Origin of the sequence: Bacillus sp. FJAT-28004 (assembly GCF_001280845.1) — a bacterium.
Classification (GTDB): Bacteria; Bacillota; Bacilli; order Paenibacillales; family Paenibacillaceae; genus Pristimantibacillus.
Genome location: NZ_LGHP01000001.1, coordinates 87,693 through 114,533 on the forward strand (window position 1 = coordinate 87,693; position 26,841 = coordinate 114,533).

Genomic DNA, 26,841 nt, shown 5'->3' on the forward strand with positions numbered 1-26,841 from the left:
TCCCCTCATTCGATTTTCGTGGCACAAATTTGTTAAGCGAACGGGCAAGATAGCTGAGCAAGGAATAAGATAACGCTTGTCGAACGAAAGGTGTAGACGTGAAACTTAAATTCGCGGAATGAGATCAAGTCTGTGATAAATAATAAGCATACTCCAAAGGGAATTTATACACGGAACCAATCCCGCCGCGTTGTTTCCTCTTCAACTTACGATAAATGGATTTTTGTGGCTTGCCATTGACTTCAATGATCCATATATCTCCATCCTTATCAATGGCTAAGTCAAGGCCGATTTCCCCCAATAAACCCATCCTTTCGTCTAATAACTGAGCGATCCTTATACTTAATAAGCTAATCTTTTGATATAGGGACTCTTTGTCCGAAGAGTGACGTGACAAGACTTCGAGTACTTCATCCATCTCATGGATGTTCTCAGTGCGATTTGTAATATAAAAGTGATAGGGAGCTATTCGGCTTATCCCTTTTGTAATCTTCCAACAGCCCGTCGCTTCTTTTTGCACGAGTATTCTAAAATCAACAACCTTATCATCTACTCTCGCAAAGAAAATCATTTGTTGAATGAGGAACTTTTTGTTAGCAACAAGTTGACCGATTTCTTTGAAAAAGCCGTTCACGTTATAGGACGTGTACAGGGGGGTAAACGTATCTTCATAAATCTTGAATAGGTGATGTTCTGTCTTTTCAACCATATAGACTTTCTTTCCCTGATTCCCATAGCAGGGTTTAAGTATTAAAGGCTTCTCTTCTTTGAGTAATTCTCGAAGCTGATCCGGATGATAGAGCGATGTCTCCGGCACATATTGCCCAAGATCACTGTTTCTTAGCTCTAGGTATAACTGCCATTTATCTATTTGGGTTACACGATTAAAGCACTTATGTGGTCCAAGATAGGTTTCCAAACGCTGAATCATTGGTGTCTCCTTTTGATAACAACGGTTATAGACGGCATCGGGAAAGCGAAATATTTTTTTTAGCCACGTTTTATTTTCCAAGCATAAGCCTCGAATGGTTCGTTTTTTCCAATGAATGTCTTGGGAAGTAAAGGTGAAGAGCCGGACGGGAAGTCTCCCTTTATAGCGTTCATAGGTTTGAAGAATCGGTTTGAGATCTTTGCCTTTCGATACCATAATTCCTATCAAAGGGATCTTCTTCATGCTTCTAATCACCCACATATGTCATAGTAAACTTTTTAACAGATTACGCGGACGAGACGCTAAGTGTGTGGGACATATTTGTATGTCTATGAAAATAGGTTATTTTCCAAGAGTCATTTGACCTCACGGTTTAAATAGTATGGAAATACAATGAATATTAGGCAACAGACTTAAAATTATGAAGAGAGGTGTTTGGATTGGGAGTTTTCCCTGTAACGGTATTTGCTTATGTTACCAATCAAGGAGAAAATACAGTTTCGGTGATAGATACGAGAACTGACACGGAAATACTTCGAATAAACGTCGGAACGGAACCAACGGGTTTAGCTCTGACTCCTAACCAGAGAAGATTGTATGTGGCCAACAGCGGTGACGGCACGATCTCCGTAATTGACACCCTAACGAACGCCGAGATCCTCCCACGTATTAATATCATGTCGGCAGGTATGTTTGCCTCGCCGGATGGTGAACGTTTGTATACGGCCAATTCGGGAGGAAATACAATAACCGTCATTGATGTAGCTACCAATACCCAGATTGGTCAACCAATTCCGGTTGGGACAAATCCTACGAGTATTCTCATATCGCAAGATGGTACAAGAGGTTATGTCGCAAATTCGGGCGAAAATACGGTGTCAGTGCTCAATTTAACGACGAACAGTGAAATCACGCGTATCCCAGTCGGGAATACCCCTGCAGCAGCGACCATAAACCCTAGGCTTCCACGGGTATATGTAACAAATGTGCAAAGTAACAATCTATCGGTTATCAATACGAACACAAATACTGAAATCCTCCCTCGTATTCCAGTCGGAACTAACCCAATTGTCGCGATATTCATGTCTAATGGAGAAAGAGCCTATGTAACGAACTCACAGAATAACAATTTATCTGTCATCAATACAGCGACAAATTCGGAAATTCTCCCTCGCATTCCAGTGGGTGTCAGGCCATTTACGCTTGCATTTACTCCGGATGGCACACGAGCGTACGTGACAAACCAGGGAGAGAACACGGTATCCATCGTTGACACTGTAAGGAATGTGGAACTCCCTAGACGTATTCCGGTAGGCAATGTACCCTTTAGCATTCTTATGGCAAGAATTCCGGTTAGGTAACAAAGTACAATAAGCGAGACGTGATTATTTAGACTCATATACCGCTGCGAACGATTTACTATTATTAAACATAACGAATAGACCATCCATGAGATGGAGTTTTATGGATGGTCTATTCGTTATTTAGTGTAGGGCATACCAAGGTTTGAATTGCACATAAGTTACTAACTTAAAGTGACTATTCAAATGGAAAAGTCGTTGCTGGATGAACCCCTTCCATTTAAAAACGAGATATTCAACCTTATTATAAGCTCATTAACCCTGCATTATATCGATGATTGGGTCCCCACCTTTCGTGAATTCTATCGTATAATGAAACCAGGTGGACAGCTTTTATGGACTTCAAACACTTTGAACGGACTGATTACTTTGCTCATTGTCTGGCCCAGGGCAGTTATGCTTAAAATATCGATGACAGTGTAGGAGTGGTAGACGTGGAAGAGAACTATTTATCACATAAATCACAGGAAGCCGTTCAATCCATTATTTCTGCTATTCATGAGCGTTTGGTTGGACGAACCAGTCCGCTGGTTGTGTCATTGGATGGAGGGAGCGGGGCAGGTAAATCTACGTTGGCTGCTGAGGTGGCTTCGCATGTGGGTGCAGCAGTCATCCAGTACGATGACTTCTTCGATGCGACGATCACTAACGAAGAATGGGACTCCTATACATCGGAGCAAAAATGTCGTCATTGTATCAACTGGCAGCGTATGCGAACGGAGGCATTGTTACCAATGATTAGAGGTGAAAATGCACAATATCACCCTTTTTCCTTTTCTACTGGGAATGGTTTGGCATCGTCCTTAGTGACGAAGGAACCTTCAGAGGTAATTATTCTTGAGGGAATTTATAGCTCGCTCCCTGAACTATCCGATGTTGTCGATCTTACAGTTCTCGTGGATGTATTACCCGAACTTCGCCGCAATAGGCATAATATTAGAGAGGGTACTGACGATGTGGAATGGCATCTTCGATGGGACTCGGCTGAGGATTATTATTTCACAGTCCTTCGTCCACCATCATCATTCGATTTAATAGTGATTAACTAATAGTACATATTGGGTTACCGAGAGAGACTGTCTGTTGATATTGAACGATTGGGTTGGATATGTTCAAATATGTAATGTTTTCAAATTTTCAAAATTAATGTTTACCTGACAAGGGTTATTTGATATTATAATCGCAACATTCAAATGCGATGAAGAGAAGAGTAAATAAATGAATTCTTTCACAGAGAGCTCCGTTTGCTGAAAAGGAGTAAGGGTTCCTTATTGAAAAAAGGCTCAGAGCAGCAGATCGGAACCCAACATATAGGGGATGGTTTGCCAGGAGCTCCTGTTACAGAGCTAAAGTATAAGCATTACTTGGTAATGCCGTACTTGAAGAGGCTAATATGGCGACATATTAGCGAATCTGGGGTGGTACCACGAGTATACAAATCTCGTCCCTAAGACTGTCCAAAGTCTTGGGGGTGGGATTTTTTTTATTGTCGCAAAGGAAATACTGCTTACATTCAATATAAGGTACACCAAATCAGAGATTTTGAATAGTTACAGACGTTTAAGCCATATTGAAAGGAATTGAATATTTTATGACAGAAAAATTGAAGGTTGGTATTGTTGGAGGAACGGGCATGGTGGGGCAGCGATTTGTTCAGTTGCTGGATCAGCATCCCTGGTTTAAAGTAACGGCGATTGCAGCTAGTGCCAGTTCGGCAGGTAAAACGTATGAAGAATCTGTACAAAGCAGATGGAAGTTGTCTAGCCCAATTCCTGAAGATGTGAAAAATATCGTCATTCAGGATGCTTCGAAAGTAGAACAATTTGCCAATCAGGTCGATTTTATATTTTGTGCAGTGGATATGAAAAAAAATGAAATTCAAGCGTTGGAAGAGGCATATGCAAAGACGGGCACGCCTGTTGTTTCCAATAATTCGGCTCACCGCTGGACACCTGACGTACCAATGGTCATTCCGGAGATTAACCCAGGCCATATGGAAGTGATTGCTGCACAGAGAAAGCGACTTGGAACCTCGACCGGATTTATTGCCGTTAAGCCTAACTGTTCCATACAGAGCTACGTGCCAGCACTTCATGCACTGCTGGATTACAAACCAACAAAAGTGGTGGCATCAACGTATCAGGCGATATCTGGAGCCGGCAAAAACTTTACCGATTGGCCTGAAATGTTGGATAATGTTATCCCATATATAGGTGGCGAAGAAGAAAAAAGCGAGCAAGAGCCACTGCGTATATGGGGTAGTATTGAAAATAATGAAATAATTAAAGCAAGTGCACCATTAATTACAACGCAGTGTATTCGCGTTCCAGTATTGGACGGACATTTGGCTACAGTATTTGTATCGTTCGAGAAAAAACCATCGAAAGAAGAAATTCTCGAGCGCTGGCTGCAATTCAAAGGGCGGCCTCAGGAACTTGGCCTGCCAAGCGCACCAAAACAGTTTATAACTTATTTTGAAGAAGAGAACAGGCCGCAGACGAGACTTGATCGTGATATTGAACGCGGTATGGGAGTTTCGGCGGGCAGATTGCGTGCGGATTCAATATACGATTATAAATTTGTAGGACTATCTCATAATACTTTACGTGGAGCAGCGGGTGGTGCTGTTCTAATCGCCGAACTGCTTAAAGCGGAAGGGTACATTCAGGCGAAATAGAAGCACACACTTTCAATCGAATAGCTATACTAAACAGCAAGCATTCTGATATTTTCAGGGGCTTGCTGTTTTTCAAAAATGCGTTATATCAGTGGTTGGTTAATGATCTGGAAGGAAATTCAATTGGATGAAAGAATATATAAATGAGTAAATCTGAAAGGGAATGAATATGCGAGTCATTACTTTATGCGGTTCTACAAAGTTCAAAGAACAATTTGAACATGCAAACGCTTTTCTTACACTTCAAGGTAACATCGTTATTAGCGTTGCTTTCTTTGAGCAAAGCGATGGTTTTGAAATAACAGAAGAACAAGCTGAATTACTAGGAAACCTGCATTTTAGAAAGATTGATATTTCGGATGAAATATTCGTAATTGACGTTGATGGTTACATAGGGAACAGTACAAAAAGAGAGATCCAATATGCTGAAGAAAAGGGTAAGGTAATTCGGTACTATTCTAATGGAGAAATTCCTTTAAGAGTATTCAGCTAGCGAGAAACGATAGTTGATACCCAGACCTTGTTGAGTTATGAGCATAGGGGGATATAATGGAGACATCAATCGGTGAGTTAATTCAACATTATTTTATTAATCCAAGCTATGAAATTGAATCAGTTCCTTTTGGTCTGACAAACCTCACGAAAATAGTTAGAATCAATGGTCAAATGTATGTAGTCCGCATCTATGATCGTCATACGAAAAGTGTACAGAGCATAGAACTTGAATCAAAAATAACTTCATTTTTGAGTAGCAGCGACCTAACATTCCAAGTGCCTGTATTTCTAAGGACGCTGAGCGGGGAAGAATACATACGATTATCAGACGGGACTTTAGGTGTCGTAGTTTCTTTTCTTGAAGGGAATGTACCAGAAATATCAGAGACACAGCATGCCACCGAATTTGGTCTGGTTGTGGGAGAAATCTCTTCCGCACTGAGCAAATACGAAACGGGTCTACAAAGTTACCCCGGAAAAACCTTTTCAGACTTTTATGATCTTCACCCACTCGCCCTTCGTAATGATGTAACTTCTTTTATGGAAGAACCACCGTTTTACATACCAGTATCCCACCTAAACTTTTATAAAGAAATGATTTGGTCAGTTGAGGAGTCTGTTCATCAGCTAAATCATTTGCCTAGGCAGCTCGTTCATCATGACTTGTTGATATTCAACCTATTGTCCCAAGAAAACAAAATTTGCGGTGTACTTGATTTTGATTTTACTTCTATAGAAATTAGTTTTATGGAGTTTGTCATTAGCCTTAATCATATTTTGCAAATATCTAATGGTTCTTTGGAAATGACTGAAGCATTTATTAAGGGCTATGCAGTTTTTCGCAAGGCGACAATACAAGAAATTAATCATTTGCAGCTCATGACACAGATTTACCATATTGCAGTTCTCCATATTTATATAGGTCAACATTACTCAGGAAAACCCATTGAAGATAACTTCAACTATATACTTAATCAATTTCGCACAAGAAATAACTGGCTAAACGAACATCGTTTAACTTTGCAAAAATTACTCGAATCTTACTTGATTTGATACTCAAGCATCGCTTGATATACAAAATAGAGAGTCAAATATACACTGGAAATATCTTGAACGAAGGGGTGATGACAGTGTTTGATATGTTGAAAGTAGGCAGGAATATTTCGAAGTTAAGGAAGAAAATCGGAATTACACAAATGGATTTAGCTGACAGACTTCATATCAGTTACCAAGCGGTGAGCAATTGGGAGCGGGGAGAAACGATGCCTCAGTGTGGCGCGCTAGAGAACACGGATTTCCATCAAAAAGGTACTGAATCAAAGCTAACAGATGTTTTGTCTAATAAACGATACCGTGATTGGCTTATTTTATATGTATAATGTAAGGAAGAACATTTAAGTAAATCACCTGCTGGTGAGTCTAACGGAATGTTAGAAGGGAGTATTTCATTGACTCTACAACAATTAAAATACGTAATTGAAGTCGCTAATCGAGGCTCCATTAATGAGGCTGCCAAGCGATTATTTATTTCTCAGCCTAGCCTTTCCAATGCAATTAAGGATCTAGAAGAAGAAATGCAGTTAGAGATTTTCGAGAGGTCTAATAAAGGAATCTCACTTTCTAAAGAGGGTGTTGAATTTTTAAGTTATGCCAGGCAGGTAGTCGAGCAAGCGGAATTGTTGGAAAGCCGTTACCTTAATGCCAAGCCTTCGCCACAGCATTTTTCGGTTTCTACTCAGCATTATGCTTTTGCAGTGAATGCATTTGTGAGTTTGGTTCGAGAGTACGGTCAGGATGAGTATGAATTAACTTTGCGTGAGACCAAAACCTACGAAATTATTGAAGATGTCAAAAGCTTGCGCAGCGAGATTGGGATCTTATATCTTAATGAGTTTAATGGGAAAGTGATCAATAAGCTGCTCAAAACAGCGAATTTGCAATTCATTAGCTTGTTTACGGCTAAGCCGCATATTTTCATCAGCATTAACAATCCGTTAGCCAATCAATCCATCGTGACGATTGACCAGCTTCAGAATTATCCGTATTTGTCTTTTGATCAAGGCGAATATAATTCTTTTCACTTTTCAGAAGAAATTCTCAGTACGATGACGCATAAGAAGAGCATCCGCGTAAATGACCGGGCGACGCTGTTCAATCTATTGATCGGATTAAACGGATATACGATTTCGACTGGTGTTCTCAGTGCAGATTTAAACGGCAATGAAATTATTCCTGTACCGCTTGATTGTGAGGAGACCATCAATGTAGGTTGGATTTCTCATCGAAATGCTTCGTTATCCAAGCTCGGATCGGCCTATATAGAGGCGCTCAAACAAGTGATAGGCAAATAAAAAATTCGGTATAGCTAAAAGCTATGACTAGATATAGTTTAATCCAGTTACACTATAACTGCGGATACGTGTTATCTTTCTTGTAACAATTTGTATAGGAGTGTTACGAGATGGTGAAAAGCAGTGTTTTGGGATATCCACGTATTGGTGCGGATCGGGAATGGAAGAAAGCGCTCGAGGCGTTTTGGTCAGGCAAGCTTGAAGAATCAGAGTTTCACGGTAAGCTGCAGGAAATCCGTCTGAATCATTTGCGTAAGCAGCAGGAGAAGGGCATCGATCTCATCTCGGTTAATGACTTCAGCTATTACGATCATATTCTTGATACAGCTGCTATGTTCGGGATTATTCCGAAGCGATTTGCTTACGAAGGCGGCACTGTACCATTGTCTATATATTATGGCGTTGCCCGTGGGACGAAGGATGCTACGGCAAGCGAAATGACCAAGTGGTTTAACACTAACTATCACTACATCGTACCTGAACTGGACGGAGCAACACCGGTACTTACAGAGAATAAGCCGCTTATCGCATACTTGGAAGCGAAGGAAAAGCTCGGTATCGAGGGAAAACCCGTTATTGTGGGTCCTCTAACTTTCCTGAAGCTGTCCAAAGGATATAGTCAATCAGAGACTGACACATGGCTGGATCGTTTGCTGCCGCTTTATGTACAGATCCTGCAAGAGCTTGAGCGTGAAGGGGTTCAATGGGTACAAATTGACGAACCGATTCTTGTCACGAAATTAAGTGAGGATGATCGCAAGCGGCTTAAGAGCATCTACGAGACGCTTGCTGCTTCAGTTACTAGTCTGAATATCATGCTGCAAACCTATTTCGAATCCGTAGAAAACTATAGTGATATCGTAACGTTGCCTGTCAAAGGATTAGGACTGGACTTCGTACACGGTTTGTCTGGAAACTTATCGTCGATTAAACAATTCGGTTTTCCTAAGGACAAGGTTCTAGGTGCAGGCGTTATCGATGGTCGCGGCATCTGGAAGGCATCGCTTCGCGATAAATTGGCATTGTTGAACGAGTTGGCAGAAATCGTAACGGCTGATCAGCTAATTGTGCAGTCATCTTGCAGCCTGCTTCATGTTCCGGTCACAGTGAAAAATGAGGCTAAGCTATTACCTGAACTAAAAGGTGCTCTTGCATTTGCGGATGAGAAGCTGGATGAGCTTGTTCTTCTTGCGAAAGCAGTCACCGCTGGAGATGCTTTAATCACAGCTGAACTGGAAAAATGCGATACTGCTCTTCAGGCGCTTAAGCAGTCAGGCGAACGCAATCGCAACGACATTCAGCAAGCCGTTGCTGCTATTAGTGAGCAGAATCCAAAACGCAATCTGCCTTTCTCTGAGCGTCATATTGCACAACAGAAAAAGTGGCAATTGCCGATTTTTCCAACGACGACAATTGGCAGCTTCCCGCAATCCGCAGAGGTGCGCAAAGCCCGTCAACAATGGCGCAAAGGTGATTGGAACAATGAGCAGTACGCTAATTACATCCGTGAGCAGATCGATATTTGGATTAAGCTGCAGGAAGAGATTGGTCTGGATGTTCTCGTTCATGGCGAGTTTGAACGCACGGATATGGTTGAATTTTTCGGTGAGAAGCTTGCGGGTTTCGCGTTCACCCAGTTTGGATGGGTGCAGTCGTATGGTTCCCGCTGCGTGAAACCGCCAATTATATTTGGGGATGTAGCATTCGAGGAAGCGATGACTGTCGAGGAAACGAAGTATGCTCAGTCGAAGACTGAACGTCCCGTTAAAGGGATGCTGACCGGACCAATTACAATCATGAACTGGTCGTTCGTCCGTGATGACATTACGCGCGAACAAATCGCTTACCAGCTTGCCTATGCGCTTAGACAAGAGGTAGAGGCGCTTGAGCAAGCGGGCATTGGCATGATTCAGGTTGATGAACCTGCGGTTCGCGAAGGACTGCCGCTTAAGGAAGAAGATCAAGCCAATTATTTAGAATGGGCTGTCAAAGCGTTCCGCGTAACCACATGCACGGTTCAGGATACAACGCAAATTCACACACATATGTGTTATTGCGAGTTCCATGATATGATTGATTCCATTGAAGCGATGGATGCGGATGTCATCTCAATCGAGACTTCACGCAGTCATGGTGAATTGATTCATAGCTTTGAGCTGAATACTTACAAGCTGGGTATTGGTTTAGGCGTATACGACATCCACAGTCCGCGTATTCCGCGAGTGGAGGAAATGACGAGTATGATCGAACGCGCTTTGCGTGTACTAGATCCGAAGCTTTTCTGGATTAACCCAGACTGTGGACTAAAAACACGCGGATTCGAAGAAACCGTCGATTCCTTGCGCAATATGGTTGAAGCGACACAGATCGCTCGTGCGAAGCATTCTTTACAGGTATAAGCTTAGGAATCGTTAACTAATATGGTAGAGCAGGCTGCAGTAGGCAGCCTGCTCTTTTTATTTTCATACTAGAATCCGGCTGATTTCTCAAATATGATACTATAATTGGAATGTGCATATGACAAGGCAATGGAAATTTTATTAAAGCAATTAGCTGAGACGAGCGCTGACGAGGGAATTCAGTCGTACAAGAGAGCTATCCTTTTTTATTCAGACCAATTGGATCAAATATGGGATTGAGGCAGCCTGCTATTTTTAACGATATGGCGACAGACTAGGACTTTATTATGACGTCTCAGTCTATCGCCTTTTCTATTTATTCAGATTATCCGAAACAAATAAGGTTTTGTACCGTCTAACAATTAGTGTAAATTTTACCATTAAAGCTATTCACGTTGACTCGCAGGAGGGGGAGAAATACGAATGAAAAAAACCGGAATGAAAATAACGACAAGGATGGGGCGTGTCTTTCTGGCTGTATGTCTAATGTTGCAGCTGCTTATTGGCGTCGCGTCAGCCAATACGCCGGAGAAGCTGGCGGCTGGCCGCAGCGTTAATGCGAGCAGCAAGGTCGATAATTCGCTGACCTTCACAGCAGACATGCAGGAAGCGCTGGAGGAAGCGGAGCAATTGCTTTATGATCAGAAGCCATTTTCGGATTGGGCGGCATTGGGCTTTGCAAAGAACGGCCGGGCAGTTCCGAAAGGCTTTCTGAAGGAGAAAGCGGATGTCATATTAAACAATGGCGGAAGATTTGATAAGTATATAGATATGACAAGAACGGTGATCGCTTATGCTGCTGCTGGCGGCAGCAACATTAACAATATCGCTGGTCTTGATTTTTTCTCAGCAGTTTTGAACAATCCTGACCTAGAGAAGATGGGGATATATGAACTCGTACCCGCTTATGTAGTGGCGAATAGTTCCACTCCTTACTCTCCTAATACAATCCCTTTCTGGTATCCTGGTGCATTTTCTCACATCATCATGAATCAGCAGTTGAAAGATGGAAGCTGGTCCGAGTCCGACAACGGGAAGGGGAGTACCATGGCGACAGCCATAGCGTTGACAGGATTGTCACTCATGTCGAGAACGCTAGATCGGGAGCTGACGGAGTCAGAGCAGCAAGCACTGGAGTGGCTGCGTACGCAACAGTCGGTCGATGGTGGCTTCGACTTCAGCACAGCAGCGACAGCTCAGGTTATCATTGCTCTGTCATCGCAACGAATGGACGCTGCTGCGTTCGCGCTGCAGGGAGGCGCTCAGCCGCTCGATTTTCTGATGTCTCGTCGATTGGATGAAGGTGGATTCTCGGAGCGCAGCGATGGCGTTTTGGATATGACGGCGACGCTTCACGCTTATTTGGCGTTGACCGCTTATAAGCTGTATGTGAACGGTAAAGAACGGCTGATCGACGATTTGAATTTGGCCGCGGGCAGCGCGATTATTCAGATCGAGGGGCCTAAAGGCACAATCGCACAAGGACGCGTTCCAAGTGGCGGTAAGGCGATAGATACGGCTCTTGCTTTCCTTAAGCAAGAAGGAATTGCTTACGAAACGAAGACAGCTTCTTCCGGGGAGAAGGTAATCACCTCGATTAAAGGCATCGACGCTCTGCAATACGGCGGAAAGAATGGTTGGATGTTCGCTGAGTACAGTAGATATGGCAGTTGGATGTTCCCAGAAAACGCTAGCAGCGGGAATGTTCTTAGTGATAGAAGTCGATTGCTTCTCTATTATGGTTCGGATACAACCGAGGTTATCGACTTGGTCGTTGTTAATGGCTCAAATGCGAACGGCCAACTAACAGAGGGACGGCCTTCAGCAAATTCGCCTTTCGAGCTGTTCGTTAAGAAAGCGAATCGTAAATCGGGTCAACTGCCGGCACCGAATATAACGGTGACAGTAGGTGGGAAGACGAAGGTGACCGATGCGAAAGGGAAAGTGGCTTTTGCGGGAATGCCCTCCGGCGTGCATGTCGTCACTCTTACTGGGTATCGGAATGATGCTGCGCCTGCTGTGGCCAAAAGTATTTTCTATTTATCGGTCTCTGCTCCTTCGTTGGCTGACTTTAAGGATGCTAATCAAGTTGCCGAGTGGGCAAGTGAAAATATGGCGCATGCACTTTATGAAGGCTACATCCAGGGCGTAAGCGTGAAAGATAATGTGCTGGCTCCGAAAAAGACGTTGTCTCGCGCTGAATTCGTAGCCATGCTGCTCCGCTTGGTACACGGCGTCACGGATCAGCCTGTTGGCAGCCCTCCCTTCAATGATGTTCCTGTGGGGAAATGGTACAGCGACGAGATAGCAAGAGCTGCAAAGCTCGGCCTTACTGACCGTACATCAGGTCGGTTCGAGCCAGAGCGTACGATTACCCGCGAAGAGGCAGCGATCATGTCCGCAAATGCTGGTCGTTTAGCGACCTTTGGCAGCGAGTCTCGAATGGCGTTCGTTGACATTAAGGGTCTATCCTCGACGAGTCTCTACGCTATCCAAGCCGTCAACGAGTATAAGGTGATGATCGGCAGTGACGGCAAGTTCAATCCGCAGCAGACGCTGATCCGAGAGCAAGCGGCGGCGATTCTTTTGAGGCTGCAGCGGTTGCTCTATCCCGAGAAGTACTTAGATTGAAGATTCAGCATTGCGCTCAATTGGTATGAAATCATTTTCCTATTTCAAAGTCTGCTATTCTCAGCATTTGACCAGTCATACTGTCGACAAGCATGTACTCTACCGATGCTCAGGTTCAAAGAGGGGAAGCGATGGGGAAAATGGTGTTATAATCAATCTATATTCCGAATTGCTTTGCACATAAATGGGAACCATCTATGTGAGAAATGGGAATTATGTTTATTTTTACTGTTACTGTTAGATGATCATGCAATAAAGAAGATAAATGACTTAAGAATAAAGGAGCTACGATGACTGAGGAAACAGAATTAAACGAAACAGGATGGAACTTTGACAACAGTTATGCTCGTCTGCCGCAATCCTTTTTTACAAGAATGAGCCCACCTCCTGTGCACTCACCGCAGTTGAATGTCTTAAATGAACCACTGGCGATATCTCTGGGATTAAATGTTCAAGCGCTGCTAAGCGATGATGGTGCAGCTATGCTTGCTGGCAACGAGATTCCCGAAGGCGCTTTGCCGCTTGCTCAAGCTTACGCAGGGCATCAATTCGGTCATTTTAACAGATTAGGGGATGGCCGTGCCCTATTGCTGGGCGAACAGATCACACCCACAGGTGAGAGGTTTGATATTCAGCTAAAAGGCTCCGGCAGAACGCCATACTCCCGCGGAGGCGATGGTCGGGCGTCACTTGGACCGATGCTGCGTGAATATATCATCAGTGAGGCTATGCACGCGCTTGGTATTGCGACAACTCGCAGCCTTGCGGTGGTCACAACCGGTGAGCCTGTATACCGCGAAACGGAGCTGCCAGGTGCAATACTGACTCGTGTGGCTTCCAGCCATCTGCGCGTCGGCACCTTTCAATACGTCGCTCAATGGGGTACGGCTGAAGAGCTCAGAGAGCTTGCTGATTACACATTGCAAAGACATTACCCAGAGGTGGGTGATGACGAGAACCGCTATCTTCGCCTGCTTCAAGAAGTGATTAAGCGTCAGGCAGAGCTGATTGCCAAATGGCAGCTCGTTGGTTTTATTCACGGGGTGATGAACACCGACAACATGGCCATAAGCGGAGAGACGATTGATTATGGTCCTTGTGCCTTTATGGATGCGTATGATCCAGAAACGGTATTCAGTTCCATTGACGTTCATGGCCGTTATGCATATGGCAATCAACCGCGAATAGCGGCGTGGAATCTTGCGAGATTTGCTGAAACTCTGTTGCCGCTGCTGCATGACAACGAAGAGCAGGCTGTCAAACTGGCAGAGGATGCGTTATCAGGTTTTGCAGAGTTGTACCACCATAACTGGCTTGCAGGAATGAGAGCAAAGCTCGGAATTTTTAAAGAAGAAGCAGAAGATGAAGCCTTAATTACAGATCTGCTTCGCATGATGCAAGAGCAACGAGCAGACTACACCAATACGTTCTGCGCGTTAACTTTTGATAAGCCTGAAGATACGATCCTTTTTGGCAGCGAGGGGTTTGCACAATGGTATGAGCTGTGGCAGGAGAGACTCGGCAGGCAGCCGGAATCGAAAGCCTTGTCTCATCAGTTGATGGGCAGCAGTAATCCCGCGGTAATCCCGCGCAACCTTCGAGTAGAAGAGGCACTAGAAGCCTCGGTGAAACAAGGAGACAACAGTGTGATGAAGCAGCTTCTTGATATTCTTTCGAGCCCTTACGACCACTCCCGCGATCGGCCTGAACATTACACACTTCCTGCGGTATCAACCTGTCCTTACCAAACCTTTTGCGGTACCTGATATAAAAGGATATAAAAGCAAAAAAGGCAGCTCACCTAAATGGTCAGCTGCCTTTTGTATTCTGTTGTGTTTATCCACGTTAGTTTATGATTCAAATCGATTTATAGTATAATGATTACTATTATATGGGATGCAGAACAGGGAAAGAGGGAACGAATGCCTACTATACTGGTTGCTGACGACGATGCGAACATTCGCGAACTCGTTTGTTTATTTCTACGCAACGATGGATTCGAAACAGCCGAAGCGGGAGACGGCAAGGAAGCACTAGCCGTCTATGCCTCGATGCATATTGATCTTGTCGTACTCGATATTATGATGCCGATTATGGATGGTTGGACGTTATGCAAGGAGCTCCGAAGAAGCAATCCTGATCTTCCGTTACTTATGCTGACTGCAAGAGGCGAGACATGGGAGAAAGTGAAAGGTTTCCAGCTCGGGACGGATGATTATTTGACGAAGCCTTTTGATCCACTGGAGCTGACGGCTCGTGTTGGGGCTCTGCTGAAAAGATACCGAATTGGCTCTACGCAGACGATACAGCTCGGCAACATCATTCTTGACCGGCAGACCTATAAGGTAATGAGAGGAACGGAATCACTTGCGTTGCCGCTCAAGGAGTTTGAACTCCTATATAAGCTCGCTGGAACACCTGGCCAAATCTATACGCGTGAGCAGTTGATCGATCAAATTTGGGGGATCGATTACGCAGGCGATGATCGAACGATAGACGTACATGTTAAACGCCTGCGCGAACGATTCGCGACGACAACCGATTTTCATATCGAGACGGTGCGCGGACTTGGCTACCGGCTTGAGGTGCACGAATGATTAAATCTTTATATACACGCGTAGTGTTAATCTTTCTAGTATCCGTGATCGGGGGCACGATCATTGCTTTTTTTGTGGCAACATGGGCATTTCAAGAGAAATTGAGTGAAAACTCGCAAATTTTGATGCGTAATTTTGGACAGGATATTACCCGAATTTATGAGGCCATCCCCTCACGTGAAGCGGACAAACTCGTAAGTGGAATGAAGCAGCTCAATTCCTATCATGTTCGAATTTATGAAACGATGGATCGGGTCCAGTCTTTCGGAGCGCTGCACGGACATAAGCCTGCTGCTATAGCGGAGGAACACGTATTGAAGGTACTAGATGGAGAAATGGTTCAGGTTCGTATGAAGGGGGTTACTGTTACTTTCATAGGATTGCCGCTCAAAACAGACATGGGCATGAAAGCGATGTTTGTGGAAGCACTCTCCCCACCATCTGCCTCTACTATATTCAAATGGGGATTATCTTTTGTGGCTTATGCTTTGGTTACAGGAAGCTTATTTATTTTAATTGCCTCCATATTTCTAATAAGACCAATTAAGAAGCTAACAAAAGCGACTAGGCGGATAGCATCTGGAGATTTCAATGTCGAGCTGAATATTAAGCAAACAGGTGAGCTGGGGACGCTAGCTCGAAGCTTCGAAGAAATGATGCATGACCTGCAGCAATTGGAGCAGATGCGCAGAGAATTCGTAACGAACGTCTCGCACGAAGTTCAGTCGCCGCTCACCTCGATATCCGGCTATGCTATAGCGCTCAAGCAAGTAAATATTGCAGATAACGATCGAAATCGCTACCTAGATATTATCATCGCTGAAGCCGAACGGATGTCCAAGATGAGTGATAGTCTGCTAAAGTTGAGTTTGCTTGAATCACAGTCACAACAGATGCGGCCGACCGCGCTTAGACTTGATGAACAGATAAGACGAATTATCGTCGCGATTCAGCCGCAGTGGTCGACACGCAATATCCGATTCGAGCTCCAATTGCCTACCGTTATTCTTTCGGCTGATCATGACCTGTTAAATCAGGTATGGACCAATATACTCGGCAATAGCATCAAATTTTCCAAGGATGGCGGCATCATTGAAGTGAGTATCAAACAAGATATCAAAAACGTGACCGTCCGAATATCCGACAGCGGCATAGGCATTGCGCTAGAGGATCAGAAGCGTATCTTCGAGCGTTTTTTTAAGGCAGATCGCTCCCACAGCCGTAAATATGAAGGCAGCGGTATGGGACTTGCCATCGTTAAACAGATTGTATCGCTTCATCAAGGTGACATCCGAGTGGAAAGTGAGCCCGGCCGAGGAACGACCTTCATTGTCACCTTGCCAATCATAACACCGACAGAGTAATTTGATTTATACTGTATTAGAAGTCGACTTAGCTCGTATACATACTCTATGCTGCGGAAATCTGTGCAAACTCTTTGCATGTGATGCTGCAGCTTTTTTTTGCTGTTCATATTCAGTTCATATTGACGTCACGCGGAGTACATCTTCGTCGTATAAGCTTTCTTTAGCGGCCCGTTAAGGAAGCCCAATATAGAGATAATGATAGGAGAAGATGTAAGTGAACATACGAGAGGTAAAGAAAATGGACTTGAACACAGCAACAGGAAAACAACCAGTTAGTAAAATGAAAAAAATATTGTTCATTTTACTTAAAGTATTAGCAGTATTAGTTATAGCAATCGTCCTTTTTGTTGCTACGGTTTTTGTCGTTAATAAGATCAGCAGCAAATCAGAGGAAGGAAAAATAAAACCTTATGGTCAGTCTGTAAAGGTAGATGGGAAAAATATGAATGTTTTGATACAGGGACAAGGAGAAGAAACAATCGTACTCTTGCCTGGTCAAGGAACAGCGACACCAGTGCTTGATTTTAAGCCGTTAATTGATGAGCTGTCACCATTTTACAAAGTTGTCGTGGTTGAGCCTTTTGGTTATGGATTAAGTGATAGAACCAACAAAGAACGAACCACAGATAATATTGTAAGTGAAATTCATGAAGCGCTGCAGAGCCTTAATATTGACCGTTTTATTCTAATGGGTCACTCCATTACAGGCATTTACGGACTCGATTATGTGAACAAATATCCAAACGAAGTGAGTGCATTTGTCGGGATCGATACCAGTGTTCCAACGCAAGGCGGTATGGATGCTAAATTGCCATTAGGAAACTTTAAACTGCTCAAACAATCAGGTTTTGGAAGATTGATGATGAAGTTTGGCAAGGACCCGTATGCTGGGCTGCCATATGATGATGAAACAAAAAAACAAATGATTATGCTTTCGAACAAAAACATGTTTAATAACACCAGCTTGAATGAATTGGAAAATCTTTATCCTAATTTTGTTGCAGCTAGAAGTTTATCATTCCCAAAAGAACTTCCCCTTATTTTCTTTATTCAAGCGAATAATACAGGCGTAAAAGGATGGATACCGCTGCATGAAGGGCAAATAAAAGATTCTGTGCATGGTAAAGTGATGACATTTGAAGGAGGTCATTATTTGCACCATACCAAATCAAAAGAAATTGCTGAGAACTTCCGGGCGTTTATGGAGCAAGTAAAACAAGACAAGTAGATGATTATTTAAAAATCAGATCCTAATCAAGAAGGTATTGGGCTAAATAAAAAAGCGGCAGTCTCGGACGATTTACTCGTCCAAGGCTTGCCGCTTTTATTTTGACCGGATTAGTCTATACAAGAGTCTATAACTTCATTTTAAATGATTTTTTCGTTAGCGGATAAAGCCACTTAACGCCGCTTGGCGTAAGCGTGTCTGCTACGAGATGAGATAAATAACCGAGCATGGCGACGATCGCGATACCCTCGACTTGGAGCTGGTTTTCGAGTCCAAGGCCGATATATCCCCAAATCGGAACGGCCCATATTGTATGCGTCATGCCGCGGTGTTTCAGCCAAGGCACCCAAGCAGAAAACAGCCCAAAGCCGATGAGCCAATTCATCTGATAGTAGTAGCCTGCGTACATGACCATACAGCCAACTACGCTGGCGAGAACATTTCGGATAACGCCTTGTTTAGCGACAAGGCCTAGCAGGAAAATAGCGGCTGCGACGCCTATGTACACCGGTGATGGAGATTGATCTGTGAAAAAATAATAGGCTACGATTCCGGCAAGCAGGCATCCAGACCAAAGCGTAAGCTCGCGAATGAGCTTTGATAGCTTGCTGAGCTTAGTACTGAGCATGCTCGGTCCGTCAAGATCGGCGCTTAACGCAGAAAATCCTGCTACTGCAATGTACAGAGCGGCATGCTCGATAGTAAAGGGATAATAAACAGAAGCGGCTGCACCAACAGCTGCTCCGATTGCAAGATGGGTCTTTCCTGTCATAATTCCTCCTGTGACTGACTATGCGTATGCATGAAGTATGGCAGTCTATTATAGTTGTTCCCGGTTAACCTGCTCGTTTCGAACCATTTGCTCTAGCTTCTCTACCAGCTGATCATGCACCGGGTCTTTTTTGCCAAGGCCAAATAAACGTTTCCGTTTTTGTTGCTTGAGCAGCTGAAGCAAGTAGAGCTTTTCTTTTAAAGTAAACATGACGGCATTGAACCTCCTGTCTGCCAGGGCATACCAGCCGATTTATCCTCTCCGATAGACGCTTGGCGTCATGCCGGTGCACCTTTTGAACAATGTGTTAAAAGAATGAATATCTCGATAGCCGACCATTTCGGCAATCGTACTGATTTTGAGCTGAGAGCCGCGAAGCAGCTCTTGGCTTTTTTGGATGCGCAAATTTTGCAGGTAGCGGTGAAAGCTTTGCTTTGTATATTGCTGAAAGAGCCGTTGCAGATGCCGCTCGCTCCAGCCGCTTGTCTCGGCCAGTTTGGCAAGGGTCAGCTCCTGCTGGAAACGCTGATCGAGCTCGTTTAACAGCTTTATAAATTCTGGTTGCTGCGGAGCCCGAGCCTTGGCTGGGGAGGCGTTAGCAACAGAGCGTTGTAGTGCGATGATCAGCTGGAGCAGCAGCGTATGCAAGTAATCGGACGAGCCGCTCTGTTGCAGTTCAAATTCTCTATGCATGGATAGAAACAGCTTCTCAAACTGACTATTCGTATCCATACAAGAATAATAGGGAAAATGTCCGCTTTCCATATCATTAATAAACTGCACGCTGCGATAATCGGATGCGAATGCACTAAGCTTATGCAGCAATAGCGGAGAAAAGACGCAGTTGAATACGCTCAACGGGTTGCGCGCTTTGTCGGAGGAAATCGGACGAAACACATGTGAAATGCCGATTGGGATGAAAAAAACCTGTCCTTTCCGCACCTTATGCACTTGATCTCCGATATGATGATAGCCGGCGCCTTCTGCAATATATACGCATTCGAGAAAATCATGATCATGATAGGGACTCGTGATGCTTTCGCTAGCACGATTAACATAAAGCAGCTGGTTGTTTTGAAAAAAATACTCTCCACGGAATGTTTCTACGGGATGATTCATCGTGAGCTCTCCCAGCGAATAGTTCTACATTTTATAAAAATGTCCGGATTGCCGCATGATATTGTCCATTTTACCTACCACTTTTCAAACGTGCTTTTTTATAATTATAGTGTAAAGCGCTGTGGCAAGGAAGGCGAACACTCAAAAAAAGGACGCCAACTCTACATTTAGCTAGGGCAATTATCGGTTTAAACGACCTAAGGAGGAATACATGTGTTCGAAATTAGCGAAGTACACTGTGAATATCAGCAAAACCCGATTGGAATTGGAGTGACAAAACCTCGTGTAGGATGGAAATTACTTTCAGATGAGCGGGCGGTCATTCAATCGGCTTACGAGATTGAGATTGCAGCAGAATCGGACTTTGTATCTCTACTTTGGCAATCAGGACGCGTGAATAGCGAGCAGTCGGCACATGTTGAGCTGGACTCTTTTGTCGCTGAATCCTGTAAGCGTTATTATTATCGTGTTCGGGCTTGGAATCAAAAGGGCGATGAAACGGCTTGGTCAGCATCAGCCTTCTGGGAAATGGGACTGCTTAGTCCAGAGGAGTGGCTTGGCAACTGGATCGCTGCGCCGCTGGAGATGCTGCCAATTGAGGCTGAGCCTAGTCCGCTAATCAGGAGAAGCTTTGAGCTTAATGGCAAAGTGAAGGAGGCACGTCTGTATGCGACTGCGCTAGGAATATACGAGCTTGAGCTGAATGGCCAGCGAGTTGGCGACAGTTATTTTACACCGGGCTGGACGAGCTACAATCATACGCTGCAGACGCAAACTTATGATGTGACGGCATTGCTGAAACAGGGCAAAAATGCGATTGGCGCTTGCCTTGGTAACGGCTGGTATAAAGGAAATTTGGCATGGAGCAATCAGCGCTGCGTATACGGTGATCGTCTGGCGTTGCTGCTGCAAATGCGTATTGTTTATGAGGATGGACGAGAAGAGATCATCATGTCCGATGATAAGTGGAAGGCCTCTGTTAGTCCGATTCAATTTTCGGAGATTTATCATGGAGAAACGTATGATGCGCGCCTCGAACGAGAGGGCTGGAGTACAGCAGCTTATGATGACAGTGCGAAGGAGTGGCAGACGGTCGAGGTGATTCAGCATGAGAAGCATATGCTGAGACCGCAGGTGAATGAGCCTGTTCGCAAGCAGGAACGAATAAAGCCGATTGCTGTGATCACGACACCAAAAGGGGAAACGGTGCTTGATTTTGGCCAAAATATGGTCGGCTGGGTACAGTTTGCAGTAAAGGGAGCGTCGGGTTCCGAAGTAACGCTGCTGCATGCAGAGGTACTTGATCAGGAAGGCAATTTCTACACGGAAAACTTACGTGCGGCGAAACAATTGATTCGATATGTTCTGAAGGGCGGAGAGACCGAAACGTATGAGCCGCGCTTTACTTTTCAGGGCTTTCGCTATGTGCAGCTGATTGGATTTCCTGAGAACATAGAGCTTGAAGATTTTACAGGTGTCGTGCTGCATTCGGATATGGAGGAAACCGGTGAGTTTCAATGCTCTGAACCGCTTGTGAATCAACTTCAGCACAATATCAAATGGGGTTTAAAGGGTAATTTCCTCGATGTGCCGACGGACTGTCCGCAGCGGGATGAGCGACTCGGCTGGACAGGGGATGCGCAAATGTTCATTCAGACGGCTTCCTACTTAACAAACGTAGCTCCCTTTTTTACGAAATGGCTGCGGGATGTTGAGTCTGATCAAGCAGAGGACGGCGGTGTTCCGTTCGTGGTTCCACAAGTGCTGGGCGAGAATGATATGTCCTCGGCAGCATGGGGGGATGCGGCAGTAATTTGTCCTTGGACGTTATATATTTGTTACGGAGACAAACGGATATTAGAAGAGCAATATGACAGCATGCAGGCGTGGGTATCGTATATTCAGCGTCAAGGGGAAAACGAGTTTTTATGGAATACAGGCTTTCACTTCGGAGACTGGCTCGGGCTCGATGCCAAGTCGGGCGATTATGTAGGGGCAACGGATCGTGATTTTATCGCGACCGCCTTTTATGCCTATTCGGTATCCATCGTTCAGAAGACGGCAGTCGTGCTCAACAAGGATGCGGATGCTGAGAAATATTCGGGACTGTACGAAAATATTATAACGGCGCTTAGAGATGAGTTTGTAACGGCAGCTGGACGGTTGGCTGTTCCGACGCAAACGGCCCAAGTGCTTGCCTTGATGTTTGGTCTGCTGGATGATGCGGCAGAGAAGCGGGCTATTGCCAAGCTGACTGAGCTGATTGAGCAAAGTAAAGATCACCTAACGACAGGTTTTGTCGGGACCCCCTATTTGAACCATGTACTTAGTGCTTTTGGCAAAAACGATGTGGCGTATAAGCTGCTTCTCCAGCAAACCTATCCATCATGGCTGTATCCCGTGACCAAAGGCGCTACGACGATTTGGGAACATTGGGACGGCATTAAGGAAGACGGAAGCTTCTGGGCCAAGAATATGAACTCATTTAACCATTATGCCTATGGAGCAATTGGCGACTGGATGTACCGGACGGTAGCTGGGATTCAAACGGTGGAGGATGCTCCTGGGTATAAGCGAATCGTCGTCGCACCGCTTCCAGGCGAAGGGCTGACTTGGGCGGAAGGGAAAATAGAGACGTTATATGGCGCGGTAAGCTCAAAATGGTCCAAATCGGAAGAGGGACTCTTCACGCTCGATGTAACGATTCCTCCGAATGCTTCTGCGGAGATTCGTTTGCCGGGTGCGGCTGCTGGGACGAAGGTGACCGAGAGCGGTGAGTCGTTAATCGGTACTGAGGGGATAACATCGGTAGCTGGAACCGAAGCAGGCGTTACGATACAAGCAGGGTCTGGCAGCTATCGATTTGCTTGGTAGATATGTGCATGCATGCTGCAAGCGGGTATTTCAGATTCACCCCATCAACTGAAACATGTTATAATGTGTTTTAGATGAATAGAGTTGGTGGGATGATGATGGATAATCAAGTTGTCGCAGCATGCGATGATTCGTGCGCAGGCTCGGAGGTAAACATAGAGAGTGTTAGAAGCAAAATGATTGCAGACACAACAGCTGCTCAGCTGGCTGATCTGTTCAAGGCGCTTGGTGATCCAACGCGAGTGAAGATTATCCATGCTCTGGTGCAGTCTGAGCTTTGCGTTCATGATTTGACTGAGGTGCTCTCGATGGGGCAATCGGCAGTCTCTCATCAGCTGCGGCTGCTGCGAAACATGCGTATCGTCAAGCGCAGGAAAGTCGGGAAAACCGTCTTCTATTCGCTGGACGACGATCATGTAGAACAAATTTTTATGCTTACGCTTCAGCATTTGAAGCATGAATAATATATCCAACAAAGCTACTCTTCATGGTTAATAACCATAAGGGTAGCTTTTGTTTTATCGATGTTAATTTTATTGATTTTTAGTAAAATTGAAGTATAATTTTACTTATCGCCACGGGCTAGCAGGAAGGAACGGTAGTATGGCTACAATTAAAGATATAGCACAGCAAGCAAAAGTTTCGATTGCCACCGTGTCGCGGGTACTGAATTATGATCCAGGCATATCGGTTGCGGACGAAACTCGTAAACGTATATTTGAAATTGCACAGCAATTGAACTATAAGACGCTGCGTCAGCGCAATGGCACCGGGCTTAAAGAGCGTTATCGCATTGGACTCGTGAACTGGTATTCCGATCAGGAGGAAATGCTTGATCCATATTATTTGGCTATTCGGCTTGGTATTGAGCGCGAGTGCTTCCATCGAAATATGGATTTGGTAAAATTGTTTATGCAAGTTCATTCGGATGGAATAGATTGGCCTTGTGAGTCATTCGATGGCATGATTGCGATCGGGCGCTTCGAGAAAGAGGATCTGGATCGTTTTCCTCAGGGTTTAGACCCTATCGTATTTGTTGATTCGTCTCCAGATGACAATCGGTACGATTCCGTTGTTATTGATATAGGAAAGTCGGTTTCAGAAGTGATCGATTACCTCATTCGCCTCGGCCATACAGAAATCGGTTATATTGGCGGGCATAACTTCGTAAATAATAAGCGTGTGCGTGATGAACGTGAGCATGTATTTATAGAACGAATGACTGCTAAAGGGCTGTTTGATGCGGAACTCGTTTATACGGGGGAACATTTGTATTCCGAGGACGGCTATAAGCTAATGAAGCAAGCGATAGACGAGAACAAGCTGCCAACGGCATTTTTTATCGAAAATGATTCCATGGCAGTCGGTGCGCTCCGAGCGCTGCATGAAGCGAAACTTCGGGTTCCAGAAGATATTTCAATTGTCGGCTACAACGACATCGCTATTTCTGCCTTTTTACAGCCGCCTCTCACGACGGTAAAGGTGCATATGGAGTATATGGGCGAGACGGCAGTTGAGCTGCTCGCAGATCGTATGACTTCGAAGCGGGATATTGCAAAGAAGATTGTACTGCCGACAAGGCTGCAAGAGCGTGAGAGCAGCATTAAATTAGTGAAGCGCTAAATCAGCACCTGTGAAATAACAATCGCAGCACTCGAGCGGAGGTGGCCAATATGTCAATGTTGCTAAACGGGCAAAACGTATTGCCGGCAGTGCATAAGCTGAAGGATGTGGAGGCGGTGCTTGCCTCTCCTTTTTCATACATGGTGCTGCTTGGAGGACATTTGGGACAGTTAAAACATATCGTTGATCTGGCGAGCCAGCATAACAAAAAGGTGCTGCTGCATGCCGACCTGATCGATGGCTTGAAAAACGATGAATACGCGGCAGAGTTTCTATGTCAGTCGATTCGACCCGCAGGTATTATCTCGACGCGCTCCAGCGTTATCGGTCGTACGAAGCAGAATGGATTGATTGCGATTCAGCGGTTGTTTCTTATTGATTCGGATGCACTGGAGAGAAGCTACACGGTACTGGACAAAAACCGTCCTGATTTCATTGAGGTGCTGCCGGGTGTTATACCGGATATTATAAGTGAAGTGAAGCAGAGGAGCGGCATTCCGATCATAGCGGGAGGGCTAATCCGAACGGTTGAGCATGTCAGTCAGGCGCTTGAAGCGGGAGCTTCGGCGATAACGACATCACGGAAAGATCTGTGGAAGTCAGTGAAGTAGGCTGAAGCTGAAAAGTGAAGGAGGGGTTTAAGTGGAGACCTATATGTTATCGCTAGATCAAGGCACGACCAGCACGCGCGCATTGCTCGTTGATCGCAGCGGTACGATTGTAGATATGGTGAGAGAAGAGCTTCCGCTGCATTACCCGCATGCAGGATGGGTAGAAGCAGATGCTATGTTTATATGGCAGTCAACGAAGAAGGTAATGGCAGAATTATTGGCCAAAACGGGCATAACTGCTGAGCAAATTGCTGGAATCGGAATTACGAATCAACGGGAAACGACAGTTGTCTGGGACAAAACGACTGGGCAGCCGATTCATAACGCGATCGTATGGCAATCCCGTCAAACGGCGGGCATTAGCGACGGGCTTAAGCAAAGCGGTTATGGGCAAGTGTTTCATGAGAAGACTGGACTGCTTATTGATGCTTATTTTTCGGGTACAAAGGTGAACTGGCTTCTTGAGCATGTTGAAGGCGCGCGCGAGCGTGCTGAGAAAGGCGAGCTGTTATTTGGCACGATTGATACTTGGCTCATATGGAATCTAACCGGTGGGCAGGTACATGTAACGGATGTTTCGAATGCATCAAGAACGCTAATGTTCAATATTCATGAACGGAGCTGGGACGATGAGCTGCTGCACATTTTGAACATTCCTAAAGCCATGCTTCCGGAGGTACGCTCTTCTTCTGAAGTATACGGATATGTTGTTGATGAAATTGTCGGACGCAAAATCCCTGTAGCTGGTGCAGCTGGTGATCAGCAAGCAGCCTTGTTTGGTCAAAATGCTTATGCAGAGGGAAATACTAAAAATACGTATGGTACGGGCTGCTTCATGTTAATGAATACAGGCTCCAAAGCAATCGTCTCCGAGAAGGGGCTGCTCACAACGATTGCGTGGGAGGTTGATGGCAAGCTGGAGTATGCGCTGGAAGGCAGTGTGTTTGTCGCAGGTGCGGCAATTCAGTGGCTTAGAGATGGTCTAGAGCTGATTGAATCCGCTTCCGAGACGGAAGGTCTTGCGGAGCAGGTGGAATCCTCGGACGGCGTGTATGTCGTGCCGGCATTCGTTGGACTCGGTACGCCCTACTGGAATAGCGATGTTAGAGGTGCGGTATTTGGACTCACGCGGGGAACGTCGAAGGCTCATTTTGTCCGTGCAGTATTAGAGTCGCTGGCTTATCAGACAAAGGATGTACTCTCCGTCATGGAGGAGGAATCTGGTTTGCCGCTGGAGTCGCTTTGTGTTGACGGCGGAGCAGTTGCCAACAATATGCTGATGCAATTCCAAAGTGATCTGCTCGGCGTTCCGGTGGAGCGTCCAGTTGTAAATGAATCAACGGCGCTTGGAGCCGCTTATTTGGCCGGACTTGCGGTGGGCTTCTGGGAAAACCGCGAGGAACTTGCAAATCTGAGACAGGTAGATAAAGTATTTAAGCCAGCTATGGAAGAGGAGAAACGTGCTGATTTATACAGCGGCTGGCATCGTGCGGTCAGAGCGGCCATGGCTTTCACGCAATAATTATGTTATACTGATGGCAAGTTAATAACGGTTGGAGATCAGGAGAAACCACGAAGACCGCTTCCACATCCTTTATAGGGATTGGGAAGCGGTTTGAGTGGTTTTTTTGTTTAAATATAAGAATTTATAAGTTTGTTAGCTTATAAAGGGCTTATATTTCTCCGTCAAAGCTGCTTCAGCATCCAGAGGACGCCGAAGGCGTTTTTGCTTGGTTTAAATTAATTCATGAGTAGTGAGCTGCAAATGGCAGAACACTAATAAATAGAGAATCGGGAGGAAATAA

The 26,841-nt window shown here is 45.0% G+C and carries 23 protein-coding genes and 1 other annotated feature; of the genes, 19 read left to right on the plus strand and 4 right to left on the minus strand.

Annotated features, from left to right (window positions below; all coding sequences use genetic code 11):
- Positions 1-124: 124 nt before the first annotated feature.
- Entirely contained in the window at positions 125-1,012 is an 888-nt protein-coding gene (locus tag AC787_RS00370; protein ID WP_161807498.1) for a YheC/YheD family protein, read from the minus strand.
- Positions 1,013-1,371: 359 nt separating this feature from the next.
- Between AC787_RS00370 and AC787_RS00375 the strand changes: the two genes are divergently transcribed.
- The 14 genes from AC787_RS00375 to AC787_RS00440 all read left to right on the plus strand — a co-directional run bounded on the left by AC787_RS00375 (position 1,372) and on the right by AC787_RS00440 (position 18,037).
- Positions 1,372-2,292, plus strand: a complete 921-nt coding sequence (locus AC787_RS00375; RefSeq protein WP_054022974.1) for a beta-propeller fold lactonase family protein — start codon at positions 1,372-1,374, stop codon at positions 2,290-2,292.
- A 186-nt stretch (positions 2,293-2,478) separates the two neighbouring features.
- Positions 2,479-2,715: a class I SAM-dependent methyltransferase gene (locus tag AC787_RS00380; RefSeq protein WP_054022975.1), complete on the plus strand. Its 237-nt coding sequence runs from the start codon at positions 2,479-2,481 to the stop codon at positions 2,713-2,715.
- Positions 2,716-2,726: 11 nt separating this feature from the next.
- On the plus strand, positions 2,727-3,341 hold the full coding sequence (locus AC787_RS00385; RefSeq protein ID WP_054022976.1) for a hypothetical protein: 615 nt from the start codon (positions 2,727-2,729) through the stop codon (positions 3,339-3,341).
- A gap of 140 nt (positions 3,342-3,481) precedes the next feature.
- Positions 3,482-3,744: a binding site (T-box leader), on the plus strand.
- A gap of 139 nt (positions 3,745-3,883) precedes the next feature.
- The gene (asd, locus tag AC787_RS00390) at positions 3,884-4,969 is read left to right on the plus strand and encodes an aspartate-semialdehyde dehydrogenase (protein WP_082360570.1); all 1,086 of its coding nucleotides are present in this window, start codon (positions 3,884-3,886) and stop codon (positions 4,967-4,969) included.
- A gap of 169 nt (positions 4,970-5,138) precedes the next feature.
- The gene (locus AC787_RS00395; protein WP_054022977.1) at positions 5,139-5,462 is read left to right on the plus strand and encodes a hypothetical protein; all 324 of its coding nucleotides are present in this window, start codon (positions 5,139-5,141) and stop codon (positions 5,460-5,462) included.
- A 56-nt stretch (positions 5,463-5,518) separates the two neighbouring features.
- Positions 5,519-6,517, plus strand: coding sequence for a phosphotransferase (locus tag AC787_RS00400; protein WP_054022978.1), 999 nt, complete (start codon positions 5,519-5,521; stop codon positions 6,515-6,517).
- 86 nt (positions 6,518-6,603) lie between these two features.
- Positions 6,604-6,843 carry a helix-turn-helix domain-containing protein gene (locus AC787_RS00405; protein WP_152970666.1) on the plus strand — a complete coding sequence of 80 codons (240 nt, stop codon included), beginning with the start codon at positions 6,604-6,606 and terminating at the stop codon, positions 6,841-6,843.
- 69 nt (positions 6,844-6,912) lie between these two features.
- Positions 6,913-7,815 carry a LysR family transcriptional regulator gene (locus AC787_RS00410; RefSeq protein ID WP_054022980.1) on the plus strand — a complete coding sequence of 301 codons (903 nt, stop codon included), beginning with the start codon at positions 6,913-6,915 and terminating at the stop codon, positions 7,813-7,815.
- Between the two features lie 110 nt (positions 7,816-7,925).
- Positions 7,926-10,214 carry a 5-methyltetrahydropteroyltriglutamate--homocysteine S-methyltransferase gene (gene metE, locus AC787_RS00415; RefSeq protein WP_054022981.1) on the plus strand — a complete coding sequence of 763 codons (2,289 nt, stop codon included), beginning with the start codon at positions 7,926-7,928 and terminating at the stop codon, positions 10,212-10,214.
- Between the two features lie 423 nt (positions 10,215-10,637).
- Positions 10,638-12,845 (plus strand): S-layer homology domain-containing protein, encoded by a 2,208-nt coding sequence (locus AC787_RS00420; RefSeq protein ID WP_054022982.1) that lies wholly within the window; start codon positions 10,638-10,640, stop codon positions 12,843-12,845.
- Between the two features lie 290 nt (positions 12,846-13,135).
- Entirely contained in the window at positions 13,136-14,611 is a 1,476-nt protein-coding gene (locus AC787_RS00425; protein ID WP_054022983.1) for a protein adenylyltransferase SelO, read from the plus strand.
- A 156-nt stretch (positions 14,612-14,767) separates the two neighbouring features.
- Positions 14,768-15,442 (plus strand): response regulator transcription factor, encoded by a 675-nt coding sequence (locus AC787_RS00430; RefSeq protein WP_054022984.1) that lies wholly within the window; start codon positions 14,768-14,770, stop codon positions 15,440-15,442.
- Complete coding sequence (locus tag AC787_RS00435) at positions 15,439-16,806, plus strand: sensor histidine kinase (protein WP_054022985.1); 1,368 nt, start codon at positions 15,439-15,441, stop codon at positions 16,804-16,806. The genes AC787_RS00430 and AC787_RS00435 overlap by 4 nt, the downstream gene beginning before the upstream one ends.
- Before the next feature lie 241 nt (positions 16,807-17,047).
- Positions 17,048-18,037, plus strand: coding sequence for an alpha/beta fold hydrolase (locus AC787_RS00440; protein ID WP_054022986.1), 990 nt, complete (start codon positions 17,048-17,050; stop codon positions 18,035-18,037).
- Positions 18,038-18,164: 127 nt separating this feature from the next.
- On the opposite strand, the gene AC787_RS00445 is transcribed toward AC787_RS00440, so the two are convergent.
- The 3 genes from AC787_RS00445 to AC787_RS00450 are packed head-to-tail and all read right to left on the minus strand — an operon-like array spanning position 18,165 to position 19,928.
- On the minus strand, positions 18,165-18,809 hold the full coding sequence (locus AC787_RS00445) for a metal-dependent hydrolase (protein WP_054022987.1): 645 nt from the start codon (positions 18,807-18,809) through the stop codon (positions 18,165-18,167).
- Between the two features lie 48 nt (positions 18,810-18,857).
- A complete protein-coding gene (locus AC787_RS33990) occupies positions 18,858-19,019 on the minus strand; it encodes a hypothetical protein (protein WP_161807499.1) in 162 nt (53 codons plus the stop codon).
- 42 nt (positions 19,020-19,061) lie between these two features.
- On the minus strand, positions 19,062-19,928 hold the full coding sequence (locus AC787_RS00450) for an AraC family transcriptional regulator (protein WP_054022988.1): 867 nt from the start codon (positions 19,926-19,928) through the stop codon (positions 19,062-19,064).
- A gap of 213 nt (positions 19,929-20,141) precedes the next feature.
- Between AC787_RS00450 and AC787_RS00455 the strand changes: the two genes are divergently transcribed.
- From AC787_RS00455 to glpK, 5 genes are all read left to right on the plus strand, one after another.
- Entirely contained in the window at positions 20,142-22,802 is a 2,661-nt protein-coding gene (locus tag AC787_RS00455) for a glycoside hydrolase family 78 protein (protein WP_054022989.1), read from the plus strand.
- Positions 22,803-22,897: 95 nt separating this feature from the next.
- On the plus strand, positions 22,898-23,266 hold the full coding sequence (locus AC787_RS00460) for an ArsR/SmtB family transcription factor (protein WP_414730959.1): 369 nt from the start codon (positions 22,898-22,900) through the stop codon (positions 23,264-23,266).
- 139 nt (positions 23,267-23,405) lie between these two features.
- Entirely contained in the window at positions 23,406-24,425 is a 1,020-nt protein-coding gene (locus AC787_RS00465; protein ID WP_054022991.1) for a LacI family DNA-binding transcriptional regulator, read from the plus strand.
- Positions 24,426-24,481: 56 nt separating this feature from the next.
- A complete protein-coding gene (locus AC787_RS00470) occupies positions 24,482-25,036 on the plus strand; it encodes a glycerol-3-phosphate responsive antiterminator (RefSeq protein ID WP_054026815.1) in 555 nt (184 codons plus the stop codon).
- A 31-nt stretch (positions 25,037-25,067) separates the two neighbouring features.
- Entirely contained in the window at positions 25,068-26,558 is a 1,491-nt protein-coding gene (gene glpK, locus AC787_RS00475) for a glycerol kinase GlpK (protein ID WP_054022992.1), read from the plus strand.
- Positions 26,559-26,841 lie beyond the last annotated feature (283 nt).

Excerpts from the sequence above, each read along its gene's own strand:
- AC787_RS00380 (WP_054022975.1), top strand. The coding sequence starts at position 2,479 with ATGGAAAAGTCGTTGCTGGATGAACCCCTTCCATTTAAAAACGAGATA.
- asd (WP_082360570.1), top strand. The coding sequence starts at position 3,884 with ATGACAGAAAAATTGAAGGTTGGTATTGTTGGAGGAACGGGCATGGTG.
- AC787_RS00395 (WP_054022977.1), top strand. The coding sequence starts at position 5,139 with ATGCGAGTCATTACTTTATGCGGTTCTACAAAGTTCAAAGAACAATTT.
- AC787_RS00400 (WP_054022978.1), top strand. The coding sequence starts at position 5,519 with ATGGAGACATCAATCGGTGAGTTAATTCAACATTATTTTATTAATCCA.
- AC787_RS00405 (WP_152970666.1), top strand. The coding sequence starts at position 6,604 with ATGTTGAAAGTAGGCAGGAATATTTCGAAGTTAAGGAAGAAAATCGGA.
- metE (WP_054022981.1), top strand. The coding sequence starts at position 7,926 with ATGGTGAAAAGCAGTGTTTTGGGATATCCACGTATTGGTGCGGATCGG.
- AC787_RS00420 (WP_054022982.1), top strand. The coding sequence starts at position 10,638 with ATGAAAAAAACCGGAATGAAAATAACGACAAGGATGGGGCGTGTCTTT.
- AC787_RS00425 (WP_054022983.1), top strand. The coding sequence starts at position 13,136 with ATGACTGAGGAAACAGAATTAAACGAAACAGGATGGAACTTTGACAAC.
- AC787_RS00430 (WP_054022984.1), top strand. The coding sequence starts at position 14,768 with ATGCCTACTATACTGGTTGCTGACGACGATGCGAACATTCGCGAACTC.
- AC787_RS00435 (WP_054022985.1), top strand. The coding sequence starts at position 15,439 with ATGATTAAATCTTTATATACACGCGTAGTGTTAATCTTTCTAGTATCC.
- AC787_RS00440 (WP_054022986.1), top strand. The coding sequence starts at position 17,048 with ATGGACTTGAACACAGCAACAGGAAAACAACCAGTTAGTAAAATGAAA.
- AC787_RS00445 (WP_054022987.1), bottom strand. The coding sequence starts at position 18,809 with ATGACAGGAAAGACCCATCTTGCAATCGGAGCAGCTGTTGGTGCAGCC.
- AC787_RS33990 (WP_161807499.1), bottom strand. The coding sequence starts at position 19,019 with ATGTTTACTTTAAAAGAAAAGCTCTACTTGCTTCAGCTGCTCAAGCAA.
- AC787_RS00450 (WP_054022988.1), bottom strand. The coding sequence starts at position 19,928 with ATGAATCATCCCGTAGAAACATTCCGTGGAGAGTATTTTTTTCAAAAC.
- AC787_RS00460 (WP_414730959.1), top strand. The coding sequence starts at position 22,898 with ATGATGGATAATCAAGTTGTCGCAGCATGCGATGATTCGTGCGCAGGC.
- AC787_RS00465 (WP_054022991.1), top strand. The coding sequence starts at position 23,406 with ATGGCTACAATTAAAGATATAGCACAGCAAGCAAAAGTTTCGATTGCC.
- AC787_RS00470 (WP_054026815.1), top strand. The coding sequence starts at position 24,482 with ATGTTGCTAAACGGGCAAAACGTATTGCCGGCAGTGCATAAGCTGAAG.